9 protein-coding genes are annotated in these 12,926 nt (G+C 43.6%); 4 read left to right on the top strand and 5 right to left on the bottom strand.

The window, feature by feature from the left end; genetic code table 11:
* The first annotated feature begins 67 nt into the window (after window positions 1–67).
* The 4 genes from dxs to AAFP11_RS17725 all read left to right on the top strand — a co-directional run bounded on the left by dxs (window position 68) and on the right by AAFP11_RS17725 (window position 4,062).
* A complete protein-coding gene (dxs, locus tag AAFP11_RS17740) occupies window positions 68–1,975 on the top strand; it encodes a 1-deoxy-D-xylulose-5-phosphate synthase (RefSeq protein WP_341738274.1) in 1,908 nt (635 codons plus the stop codon).
* Between the two features lie 176 nt (window positions 1,976–2,151).
* Window positions 2,152–2,469 carry a hypothetical protein gene (locus tag AAFP11_RS17735; RefSeq protein WP_341738273.1) on the top strand — a complete coding sequence of 106 codons (318 nt, stop codon included), beginning with the start codon at window positions 2,152–2,154 and terminating at the stop codon, window positions 2,467–2,469.
* On the top strand, window positions 2,466–2,834 hold the full coding sequence (locus AAFP11_RS17730; protein ID WP_341738272.1) for an aspartyl protease: 369 nt from the start codon (window positions 2,466–2,468) through the stop codon (window positions 2,832–2,834). Before AAFP11_RS17735 ends, AAFP11_RS17730 begins: the two co-directional genes overlap by 4 nt.
* A 7-nt stretch (window positions 2,835–2,841) precedes the next feature.
* Window positions 2,842–4,062, top strand: coding sequence for an NAD(P)/FAD-dependent oxidoreductase (locus tag AAFP11_RS17725; protein ID WP_341738271.1), 1,221 nt, complete (start codon window positions 2,842–2,844; stop codon window positions 4,060–4,062).
* 27 nt (window positions 4,063–4,089) lie between these two features.
* Here the strand turns inward: AAFP11_RS17725 and AAFP11_RS17720 are convergent, their stop codons facing one another.
* From AAFP11_RS17720 to AAFP11_RS17700, 5 genes are all read right to left on the bottom strand, one after another.
* Window positions 4,090–6,501, bottom strand: a complete 2,412-nt coding sequence (locus tag AAFP11_RS17720) for a sulfotransferase (RefSeq protein WP_341738270.1) — start codon at window positions 6,499–6,501, stop codon at window positions 4,090–4,092.
* 444 nt (window positions 6,502–6,945) lie between these two features.
* Window positions 6,946–9,018 (bottom strand): ATP-binding cassette domain-containing protein, encoded by a 2,073-nt coding sequence (locus tag AAFP11_RS17715; protein ID WP_341738269.1) that lies wholly within the window; start codon window positions 9,016–9,018, stop codon window positions 6,946–6,948.
* Window positions 9,019–9,810, bottom strand: a complete 792-nt coding sequence (locus AAFP11_RS17710) for an ABC transporter permease (RefSeq protein WP_341738268.1) — start codon at window positions 9,808–9,810, stop codon at window positions 9,019–9,021. It abuts the gene before it with no gap.
* 280 nt (window positions 9,811–10,090) lie between these two features.
* A complete protein-coding gene (locus AAFP11_RS17705; RefSeq protein ID WP_341738267.1) occupies window positions 10,091–11,437 on the bottom strand; it encodes a glycosyltransferase in 1,347 nt (448 codons plus the stop codon).
* 104 nt (window positions 11,438–11,541) lie between these two features.
* Window positions 11,542–12,735 (bottom strand): glycosyltransferase, encoded by a 1,194-nt coding sequence (locus tag AAFP11_RS17700; RefSeq protein WP_341738266.1) that lies wholly within the window; start codon window positions 12,733–12,735, stop codon window positions 11,542–11,544.
* Window positions 12,736–12,926 lie beyond the last annotated feature (191 nt).

Here is a 12,926-nt window from a genome sequence, read left to right as displayed (position 1 = left end):
AGCGTTGCAGGCTCAACCTATAGCTGTTAAGGATTCGTCCTGATTCACAGGAGCAAGATTTTAAAATATGCATCTCAGCGAACTAACTCACCCAAACCAATTACACGGCTTATCGATTCATCAACTCGAACAAATTGCCCGACAAATTCGAGAAAAGCATTTAGAAACTGTAGCAGCCAGTGGCGGTCATCTCGGCCCCGGATTGGGCGTAGTCGAACTGACTTTAGCACTCTACCAAACCCTCGACCTCGATCGCGACAAAGTTACCTGGGATGTCGGCCACCAAGCTTATCCACACAAACTAATCACCGGTCGCTACAACAATTTTCACACCCTGCGCCAAAAAGACGGCGTTGCAGGCTATCTCAAGCGCTGCGAGAGCAAATTTGACCATTTTGGTGCCGGCCACGCTTCTACGAGCATTTCCGCAGCCCTAGGAATGGCGATGGCGCGCGACCTTAAAGGCGAAAACTTTAAAACTGTAGCAGTCATCGGCGACGGCGCATTGACTGGCGGTATGGCCCTCGAAGCGATTAACCACGCAGGCCATATGCCGAAAACCAATGTGATGGTAGTGCTCAACGACAATGAGATGTCAATCTCGCCCAATGTCGGTGCAATTACTCGCTATTTGAACAAGATGCGACTCTCGCAGCCGGTGCAATTTCTCAAAGATAACTTAGAGGAACAATTCAAACAAATTCCGTTTGTTGGCGAAACATTTACGCCAGAAATGGAACGCCTGAAAGAAGGGATGAAACGGTTAGCGGTGTCGAAGGTTGGAGCCGTAATTGAAGAATTAGGCTTTACCTACATGGGCCCGGTAGACGGACACAATTTGGAAGAGTTAATTGCCACTTTCAAACATGGTCATACTATCCAAGGGCCGGTGTTGGTTCATGTTGTGACGGTGAAGGGCAAAGGATATGCGATCGCCGAAAAAGACCAAGTAGGATATCACGCCCAAAACCCGTTTAATTTAGCTACTGGTAAAGGCATTCCTTCGACTAAACCCAAGCCTCCAGCCTACTCGAAAGTCTTTGCTCACGCCCTGGTTAAACTAGCACAAGATAATCCGAAAATTGTCGGGATTACCGCTGCAATGGCAACCGGAACTTGCCTAGATAAACTTCAAGAAAAACTCCCGAAACAGTACATTGATGTCGGCATTGCCGAACAACACGCCGTCACATTGTCGGCTGGTTTAGCCTGCGAAGGAATCCGCCCGGTTGTAGTAATTTACTCAACTTTTTTGCAGCGCGGATATGACCAAATAGTTCACGATGTCTGTATCCAAAACTTGCCTGTTTTCTTCTGTTTAGATCGAGCCGGAATCGTCGGTGCTGATGGCCCAACTCACCAAGGAATGTATGACATTTCTTACTTGCGCTGTTTGCCAAATCTGACAATTATGGCTCCAAAAGATGAGGCAGAATTGCAGCGGATGGTAGTCACGGGAGTGAATCATACAAGTGGTCCGATCGCCATGCGTTACCCGCGCGGCAACGGTTACGGCGTACCTTTGATGGAAGAAGGTTGGGAAGAATTGGCGATCGGTAAAGCGGAAATCCTTCGCAATGGGGACGACTTGCTCATATTAGGTTACGGTTCCATGGTTTATCCAGCGATGCAAACCGCCGAAATTTTGAGCGAACACGGCATAGAAGCAACTGTGATTAATGCGCGTTTTGTCAAGCCCTTAGATACCGAATTAATCTTGCCTTTGGCACAGCGAATTGGCAAAGTTGTCACAATGGAAGAAGGCTGTTTAATGGGTGGTTTCGGTTCAGCAGTAGCCGAAGCTTTGCTAGATAATAATGTGGTTGTACCAGTAATGCGCTTGGGTGTACCTGATACATTGGTAGATCATGCAACACCTGAACAATCCTTTGCAACTTTGGGATTAAATCCGTCACAAATGTGCGATCGAATATTGGCAACATTCAGCCGCAAACAGTCTCCGGTTAGCGTCTAATTTTACTCGTTACCAGGCAGAGCCTGGTAACGCAGATCCAGAGGCTCTGCCTCTATTATCCTACTTTCAAAACGAGGCAGAGCCTCTAGACATTGGTTCCCAGGCAGAGCCTAGGAACCAGTTGACCAATTATGATATGATTGAATGAAAGTTTTCACAACAAGGGAGAATCAACAATGACTTATCTCAACCCAACTCGCACAGTCCGTCGCGGAAGAGTGTTCCCAGAAATTCAATGGTCAGAAGAAAAAAAAGCCCAGTGGCGGGCTGAAAGAGAAGCATTTTATCAGCGCTGCAAACCTATTTTCGATCGCCTCAAACCAGAATTGATTAAAACCCATTACAACTGGTACATGGCAGTTGAACCAGACAGTGGGGAACATTTTATCGACAAGGATGATATGGTGGCTACCAAAATGTGCCGCGAGAAACATCCAAATGCTATCCCGTTCATGTTCCGTATCAACCCTACAGGGGTTTGTGGCACGATATGATAGAAGGAACATTTGGCGAGCAAGACGAGCTATTTTTTGAAGTTGACTTGATTGCTGATAACGGCTTAGAATTACCTGTTGATGCTCTGCTAGATACAGGTTTTTCGGGCTGGCTAGCAATGGATGAGCAAGATTTAGAGGGACTTGATTGGATTTATATTAGGCGACAAAAAATGGCCACAGCTAAGGGAGAATTCTATTTCGACCTTCATGCAGGAAAAATCAGAATTGACAATCAAGAATTCGATATTCCTGTTCACGTAGGTGACGGAGTACCCCAAGTTTTAATTGGCCGCCAGTTGTTGAAAAATCGGCGCTTGGTAGTTGATATTTCGGCGGGTGTTTTGACATTGGAAGCGAATTAACAGCAAGATGACTTTAAGAAGTTTTGATATAGTAGTAGTAGGAGCAGGCCCCGCAGGTGGTCACTGTGCAAGAATCCTCGCAAAATCTGGTCGCCAAGTCTTACTTGCAGAGCAAAACGATAATTTTAATAAAAATGACTTTTCCAGCGCCGCTACGCCTCTAGAAACCCTCTCAAAATTTGATTTACCCGAATCGGTAATCGGCAGTTTTTGGCAAAAAATTACTATTCAAACTAGCAAAGTCAGTCAAACTTGGGAATCTCCTAAAAGCTTGGGAGTTGTGTTAAACTTTGCTAAATTTAGAGAATTTCTCGCCACCGAAGTTCAGCAACATGGAAGTGAAGTTTGGCTTGGTTATCGCTACATCAAACGCTCACAAGCCAACGGCGAAACCATCGTTGAATTTAAACAGCTATCCGATGGTAAACTTATCCAAGTTAGCACTAAACTATTGGTTGATGCGACGGGTTTTGCTAGGGCGGTTATGTATGAAAAAGAAAATGATAAACCGGATTTTTTATCTGGAACTGGCATCGAATATCTAATTGAAGTAGAACCAGAAATTTACAATAAATACGATGGGGATTTAATCTTTTTTTTGGGCGATAAATGGATGCCCAAAGGTTATTCTTGGATTTTTCCCATGGAACAAAATCGGCTGAAAGTTGGTACTGCCAGGGTTTTTTTAGATCCCAAAACAGTTAAGCATTTGTCACCGCTGAAAAAATATATAGATTTACTGATTGATGAGTATCTGAAGTCGAAAAATTATCAAATTATTGACAAACATGGTTCCACGCTTAAATATAGTCAGGGTTTGAAGGATATTTATTATCAGGATAATATAATTGCGATCGGCGATGCTGTTTCTACCGTTAACTTTCTCGGCGGCGAAGGAATTAGACACGGGATGGATGGTGCAGAAATAGCAGCTAAATATATTGCAAAATATTTGGACGGCCAAATTTCAAGTTTTCGGGATTATGAAAGAGAAATGCACCGCAAATTTGATAAAAAATGGCATCTTTCAGAAAGATTGGCGGTGAGAAAGTATATCGATGATGTGAATGATGTACTGACTGAAAAAATAATTTCTTATTTGAAGTACATGAAAACTGAAGAGGTGATGGATATTGTCTTTGATTACAAATTTGAGATAATTTATAGAGGACTGGCTGGTTATTTAAAAAGGAAAATAAAGGGTTTTATTCAGCGTCTCAGAGGTTGAAACACCGATTAAGATTAGGAATTTGTGTTACCAACCTAATTTTCCCCAATTAGCTGCGGTAACTTGCATCCGAGGAAGCGACAATAAAGAATCGGCAAAACTACTAAATCTTGAGCCGTAACCTACACCAAAAGTATAGCCTATAGCTCCTATTAAATGCTCTACAATTTGATCCACACTCCCGTAGGGATAAGCAAAACATTTAACATATTTCCCCAATCCGCCTTCCAAAATAGCACGAGATTTTGCCCCTTCCCGCACAATTTCGGTGGGTGACAAACCAGTCAGAGGTTGATAAGTAGCAGACATGGAACCAATCTCTATCCCAGCATCCCGCAGTTGTCTAATTTCTGGCCATCCCATTAATTGCACTGCTGGCGAATCTGCTTTTTCCCAACTATTTGTCTTACCTATGGACTCTGTTACTACAAACACCGTTGCGGTAAAGTCAAACTGTTGTAGCAGAGGGAAAGCATATTCCAAAAAGTCGAGATAGCCACCGTCAAAAGTCAGCAAGACAGGTTTACCAGGTAAAGCAGTTTTAGTTAGTTTTGCACTTTGCCAGTTTTCCCAACTCACACTATAATAACCTTGCTTTTTAAGCCTCTGCAACTGTTGTGCAAAACCCTGGGGAGTCACTGCATTGAAACCGTCGGGAGAAATCCGGCGGTATGCAAAGATTGGCAGTTGTTGAGTAACACTATTATTGTTAAAAAATTGAGGTTTAACGGATTTAGAAACTTCTCCCTCGCCTGGATTTTGATAAAAGATTTCCGGTGCGTAAATTATTTGTTTGGGAAAGTCTTTTTCTAAGGGGATTTGAATCATCTTTTCCCCCGCAATTTCCGCCGCTTCTGCTAATTCCCGCAGCGCCGCTACTGGTAGTGTAGCCCGACGACTAACACTGGTTCCGATCGCCCCATGATGCCTGCCAAATATCACCGCATCCTCTGGGTAAATACCGCCAGAACCCACTGCATTCAAGCTGTTGGAGGCATTCGCCATTTTTTGAGCAGACAAGGCTAAATGCGATCGTAGCGACATCTTACCGTTTAGCGGTTTTCCCAACAAAGCCTCCCGCACAGCAGCGACACACAATTCAAAATTGGTATATTGAATAATTGCCGATCGCAATTTTTCCGCAGAAACCAAATTATGTTCAACCGCAACTGTGACAATCCCAATCGGAACACCGCCGACTTTCACCAACACATCAATTTCCGAAAAATCAACTTGAATATTGGGCAATTCTTCGCTAACTTCCACCACAATCAAGTCTTGATTATGACTAATAATCGATAATTCATTCCTCCTTAACTGAGGATTAGAATCATCATCAAAACCATCCCATATCTCCTGTAAAAAATCATTCCATTCAATTTTTCGATGCAATTTACTCAGAGAACTTTCCGATAATTGACGTATACTTTCCCAGGTTCTATATTGAAAAAAGCGTTGCAGAATTGGCCAAGCAAACTTAGCTGCGATCGCATCTGCCAAAACCGCGCCAGCCACCATCCCGTCACAGACTGGCAATTCAACAATTCCGAGTTTAACACCTTCTAGCTGGACAGTGCAGTAAAGGCGATCGAATATGTGCGGAATCTCAATATCTGAAATAGGTTCAGTCACCTCCACCTTAACCCGATAACCAATTTCCGAATTTACACCCTTGATTTTATCTAAAATATATTGAATTTCCTGGCTTTTAAAACAACTATGATATTTATAAACTTTAGTGCTTTCAATATCTCTTGTAAGTCCCTGATGCCAAGGTAAATTCAAGCTCAAATTACCTGCTTTTGCTTTATAATTAACCAGCATTTTACTATCATACTCAATCTCAAGAAAATCACATATCTCCGATATAAATTTAGTTTTATCCTCTAACAAATTTTCATATTTTACCAGTTTATGATTAGACTGGTGAACATGACTGTAGCTAGTTAAAACCCCTTCTTCCCAACGTTTAATACAATGGTCTAAATCCCAGCCATCGCCCCACAATTCCGGGGAAATCCTAGTAACTTCATGGAGAGAAGCTATGGTATCCATAGGATTGCGCCAGATATAGATAAACTTAGCATCAGGTAAAAATCGTTCTATATCTTTAATGAAATATAGATGTTCCGGGGTTTTTTCCAACCAAATGCTTTTCTGCTTTTCCACAGCCAAACTATCTAAAACTCCGACAAACCAACTAACTTTAAGTTCCGTAGATTGGCTGTTATCAAAATTCTCCAAAAACTCAGGACGATTAATTTCATCCTTAAAAAAAGCTGAGAGTCGAGCGGGAAACTTTTTAACAAACTTATGATATAGTAAATACTGAAAAAATTTAGATTCTGGAAAAGAAATAATTTCAGGATGAGCAGCTAACAAACTCTGAAGCAGTGTCGTACCGCTTCTGGGAGCACCTACTAAAAATATCCGTTTCATGTTGATACTTTATAAAGTGTTGGTGAATAAGATTTTTTTAAATTTACCTTACTAGAGCGCAGAGGACACAGAGGAAGAGAAGAAAGAGGTATAATTCATGTTCTTTTCAGCGCTCTCTGCGCTCTAGTAAGGTAAAAAACTCTGTTCATGTTGATACTTGATAAAGTGTTGGTGAATAAGATTTTTTTAAATTTACCTTACTAGAGCGCAGAGGACACAGAGGAAGAGAAGAAAGAGCTATGATTTATGTTCCTTTTAGCGCTCTCTGCGCTCTAGTAAGGTAAAAAACTCTGTTCATGTTGATACTTGATAAATTGTTGGTGAATAAGATTTTTTTAAATTTACCTTACTAGAGCGCAGAGGACACTGAGGAAGAGAAGAAAGAGGTATGATTCATGTTCCTTTCTGCGCTCTCGGCGCTCTCTGCGGTAAAAAACTCTTTCCCTAACTCCAACTAAAATCCTCTTTCAACAAATCAGACAACTGCTGATTATAAGGCTTAAAATAACCGATTAATTTATCTTCCATCGCCTCCGGCATTTTACTATAATCCTCCACAATATTAATCTCGTATTCCTTGACAGCACTAGCGCTAATATCCAAGAAATCCAACACCTTAGAAAATACCTTACCAGGATTTGCCTGAAAATCCTCAGTCTTCAAAATCAACAACTGTTCTCTTGGGAAATAGTCCAGCCAATTCTTGATTTGTTCCACATAAATTCCCCGCGATAAATAGGAATAGTGCTGGTGATTAAAACTGTGATAATTTTGATGAGAGCGAATTTTCTCAATTTCACCTGCTAGCCGATCGCACTCAGAAGCGATCGCCTTGGTAACATCGAACTCTTCAAAACCCATCGCCACTTCCAAATTATAGTGTACCCATGCTCTTTGCACGGGATTTCTGAGCATCATAATTAATTTCACATCGGGGAAACACTTATAAACCCGTTCCGCTACCAAAGGATGATCCATATACTCAGGAGTCATCTCCCATCGCAGCACTGTATCTCCCACCACACCCTGAGTCAACTGCTGGCTATACCACTCGACACCGCGATCGTAATTTAAGTCAAAAAAGTGAACTTTCCTCGCACCTGCTTGAATAATTTGCAAGGAATTTTCCAGACATCCATACAAAGCCTCAATACCGCATTGTGGAGAACCCAACATTAAAAAATTAGGCTTACTCTGCTCTTGCAACTGAGTCAAAATTGTGGCATAATTCGGATTGTTTTTATTAATAGGGTGAGTTGGTTCAACTTGATTTGCTAATTGGGCACTCTCGATTTGACCATCCCACTCCCAGCGGTAAGGAGGACAAATAATCGTGTTTTGGCGTAAAGGCGATCGCACATACAACGGAGCAACCTGATGGCGATAATCATAAGTATAAGCCAAGGTTTTTTCATAAACCCCAACATTTACATAATATTGACCATTCCCCAAATCTAATCTATCTAAATACAGCCTAATTTTGCCCTCACCCTGAGCCAGCGGTAGCAATTGACCGATTTTATTGGTTTTAATATCCAAACAAATTTGACCGTCTTTCCGGCTAATTGTCACCCCAAATATCACACCAGAAATTGACTTGACCACCGCATAATCTATCTCAATAGTTACAGAATCGCCACTCTCAATTTCTCCATCCGGTAACACTTTAACATCCGTAATTTTGACACCTAAAGAACCGAAGCAATGTTGATTAACTCGCTGTGGAGAAACGGTACTTGTTACTTGAGGAAGAATCAGGGGATTAAGTATTTCAGTTTCCGAACCCATTTCTCCCAAATACTGACTGATTACGGCTTCAGTCTCCCCGTAAGCCATGATTGTACCCGATCGCAACCACAAAGCCCGATCGCACATTTTCTGAATTTGCTCAGCCATGTGAGAAATCAAAACAATCGCACAACCTTGACTCTTAAAATCATTAATCTTATTCAAACATTTAGTTTGAAAAGCCACATCCCCAACCGACAAATGTTCATCTACTAAAAGCACTTCGGGATCAGTGTGAACCGCCACCGAAAAAGCCAGCCGCATTTGCATCCCCGTACTGTAAGTCCGCATCGGGCTATCAATAAACTTTTCCAACTCCGCAAAAGCAACAATATCATCAAACCGACGCCCCGCTTCTTTGTGAGTCAAACCAGCCACCACCGCCCCCACAAACACATTTTCTCTACCAGTTAAATCCAAATGAAAACCCGCCCCCAAATCTAACAAACCACCAATTCTGCCATTAACCTCAATAGTCCCTTCCTCAGCGCAGCCAATACCGCCCACAAGTTGTAATAGGGTCGATTTTCCGGCCCCATTTTTGCCAATAATTCCCAGCATTTCCCCAGGAGAAACCGTAAAACTCACATCGCGCAGCGCCCAAAAATGAGCCTGGGGTTTCATCCGCCACCATCCCCACAAAGCGGCCTCCATAATAGTAAAAGGTCGATCGGCACTGTAGCGGTTAAAACGTTTCCCCAAACCCTTAACAACAATAGCTGGACGCATTTACAATTCCTCCACAAAACGATCGCTTTGGCGTCGAAAAATCCCCAACCCGATCGGAAAAAGAGCAGCCACAACAGCGCTGACAATTAACAGTGCTACCCAATCCGGCTGAATACCTCTCAACAGTACATCGCGGTAAGCTTGCATCAGAGGTACCATGGGATTTAACTGATAGAATGCACGATATGCTTCCGGGACACTGTTCAGGTCGTAGAAAATTGGAGTCAGGTAAAAAAACATCTGTAACAGCACACCCAAAGTGTGTTGAGTGTCGCGAAACGTGACATTCAACGCAGCCAGTGGATAAGCAAAACTCACCGTCAAAATAAACTGAATAAACATCAATAGCGGTAAAATCAGCAGTACATAACTGGGCCGCACGCCATCAACAGCCAGAAAGATAATTAGCACCGGTAGCGCCAGCAAAAAGTGAATTAACCCCGTGGTTGTTGTCACCAATGGTAAAATTTCTGTGGGAAAATTTGGCTGTCTAATTAAAGCGCGGTTGTTGGTAATCAGTGCCGTCGATTTAAATAGCGCTGTCTGACTCCAAGTCCATATTAACAAACCGCTGAACGCAAAGGAAGAGAACTTAGAAACATTAATGGGTATGACGGAGCGAAATACAAAGGAAAATACAGCTAACTGTAACAGCGGACTGATTAAAGTCCAAGCAATACCTAAAGACGATCGCTTGTAAAGTAATTTCATATCTCGATCGACCAACACCCGCAGCAAATCAAAGAAATGAATGATTTTGCGAATGTTCCCCACATTTACCCTATTTTTCACAGCATACCCCACCGATTATTTCAAGTTCTGGTTGCGTAGTCTCCACCCACTCAATCTGCACCTGAGTCGCTGGCTCAGCCCTTGATTCTAAAAAATCGACTCCCATCAGTTTTAGTGACCTAATTACCATGGTGGATTCCTAATTATTTAACGACCCATTCATCTTGGTTAAAATCATAAGAATTAAGCAGGAGTTCCCAATCAATCTGGTTTTTGCCAGTATTAAATATTTAAATATAATATTGTCGTCACAAACCAGGTTTCTCCCTGTAGCTGCTTTCTAGGAAGGACGATCGCTGATTTTTTTGTCCAATACTATAGATAACTGTAGATGTTGAAGTAGGCATTTGTCAACTAAACTCGACCCATTCAGGACCGCACTTTTCGGCATACCTTTAAGGGCGATCGCCCCTAGCAATTCCTCCCACATCGTATTTGCCAAAATTGGACGCAAGTGAACCCCTCGTAGTGGTTCCATACCAACTTTCGGGGCGATGTGACCCACCGGGATTTCACCGTAACGCAGGTGAACCCCATCCGGTCGTTTTTCGTCAATGATTCGCTCTGCCTCCAACCAACCTTCCTGCAAGTCAATTTCAATTTCCTGTGCCCTGACAGCCGCGCTAGCCGTTCCTGATTGCATAAAACTCGCCACAACCGATCGCGTTGGCAAACTATCCATCACCCCCCGCAAATAGGAGTAAGCCAGTAGTCTTGTCCGCAGCCACCGCCAACTACCCCGCATCCCCAGGTATTCCAGCCAGTCAAGGGATTTTCTGAGTCCGATAGTCAACAAATCTAACCCGGCTGGCCATAGAAACACCATCGCCACCAAAATTTTATCTACCAACGCATCAGGAGTGTCATAGTCCTTGATGTGTAGAAAGGGTTTGATTTCTGGGTGTCGCTCACCGATCAAAACATCCGATCGCCCTTCCGCACGAGCACGACCAAAAGAGCGATCGAGATAATTAGTTTCATGTTCATAATGATAGCCAACAGCATCCGGTGCCGCCACAAAAGGCACATTTACCTTGAGCAAGCGCAAGGCAAATTCATAATCTTCATAAGCAGTACCAGGACCAAAGGCAGAATCAAAACCTCCAGTGCTAGCAAACAGTTTAGTCTCAATAGAAAGATTGCCACAGAGCAAATCTTGATAACTATAGCGGTGATCGGGCTTACTCATCTGGTAAAATTTTTCCTCCCACCAAGTTCGCACTTCTATATCAAAAAACTTAGTTCTGGAGCGTAACTTTGGCGGATAAGGACCGATCGCAGCGCAGCCCGGATGCTCTCGATGAACCCGCAAATGGTTTTCCACTAAACAGGGAGTTGGTTCGATATCATCATCGAGAAACAGCAACATTTGTCCAGTAGCCTCCGCTGCTCCCACATTGCGAGACATACCCACACTGCGGCAATTTGCCTCAATTATTTGGAGTTTAAAAGGAGCTTTGTACTCTTCTAACATTGCTAAAGTATCGTCAATGCAGCTATCTACCACCACCCTAACTTCGATGAGTTCTAAGGGATAAGTCTGTAATTGCAAAGCATCCAAAGCCCGCCGCAGCGAATAACTGCGGTTGTGAGTTATCAAAACTATACTAACTGTTAGGTTTTCCATATTTACATTGGTAATTGGGAATTGGGAATCGGGCATCGGGCACCGGTTATTATAATCAACAACTAACAACTAACAACTAACAACCAACAACTAACAACCAACAACTAACAACTAATTTCTTCCTTAATCTTTTGCAACCACTTGCGAGAAGCAAAATAAGCCATCGGCCCACTAATACAGCCCCGTAATTGAGCCAAAAGCAAATCACTAGGAACAGCATCCGGTTGCTTTCGCACTGAAGCAATTAGTTCAGGAATTTGTTTGTAGCACAACCATGACAAGGCTAACAGAATCACGCCGAATTCTCGATTCACCAAAATCATCTGCGTCCAAAAAGCATAGACTCCCACTCCATAGCCTTCAAGAGTGTTCCGCAATTCTTCCCAAGTGCGCCGATGGCGATGCCAACTCAAGGCCCTGGGCTCGTAGACAATGCAGTAGCCCGATCGCAAAATGCGGGTAAAAAATTCGCAGTCTTCCCCGCTAGCCGCTGGCGTTCCCGCCCCCAAAGCTTCGTCAAACAGCCCGATAAAGTCCATCGAACTTGAACGCACAGCCATACTCGCCGAAACCCCCACCAGATGCACAACCAGAGGATTGCTGTGGGCCCCATCAAATACTAGGCGCTCAAATCCCCGCCCGTGGGGGCTGTAGCGCTCAAACCATTCTTGGGCTTCTGTTTCCAGTTCCAGTGGCATCACTAGCCCCGTCACGCACATCACTCTGGGGTCACTGAAATTTCGCAAGAGCGATCGCAACCAATTCCGATCGGGAGTCGCATCGTCATCTGTAAACGCCACGAATTCGTGTTTAGCTTCCCGTAAAGCTCGATTGCGGGCCGCGCTGGAGCCTGGTACATCCTCCCGCACATAGCGGACTTTTGGGTAATTTTTGACCAGTTCCTGCGTCGCGTCGGTAGCGGGACAGTTGTCAATTACCAAGTATTCCTGACCATCATCGGGCAGTTCCATCAATGCTTCAAGAGTGCGCTGCAAATCTTCCGGGCGATCGCGCGTGCAAACCGCTACGGTGGCGATCGGCACAGGCTGCACAGGCCCCCGTTCGTCCCATGCTAAGGCATCCCAAAGCCAGTTTTTTCCAAGGTTTTTCCCCACAGCCTTCGTCAGTGCTTCCCGTAATTCATCGCCGCCAATGCGACCTCCGACTACTGGCAAAGTTGCTTGACCGATCGGATTTCCGTGCCATCGAATTAAGACCAGCGCTTTGCTGTAGGGTTTCTCAAAGGCTATTTCTGGCGGCAGTTGAGAAATTTCAAGGTCGAGAATAGCTGTTGCCATGAGTTATCCGATAGATTTTTGCTATTACTTTTCCACACCATTAGAGCCAGATGCGAAACTGATACAAATCCGCTCTGTTAAACCTACCCAAAATTACCAAAGTCTAGACTTAGCTGGACATTAGAAATTTTGGTGTTAACTTCCTGATTCATCGTAGTCTCAAGATGACTCTTGAGAGGTTTGTCTACTCC

Source organism: Microcoleus sp. CAWBG640 (assembly GCF_020883015.1).
Lineage (GTDB): Bacteria > Cyanobacteriota > Cyanobacteriia > Cyanobacteriales > Microcoleaceae > Microcoleus > Microcoleus anatoxicus.
This window is presented reverse-complemented; position numbering and strand designations above follow the sequence as displayed.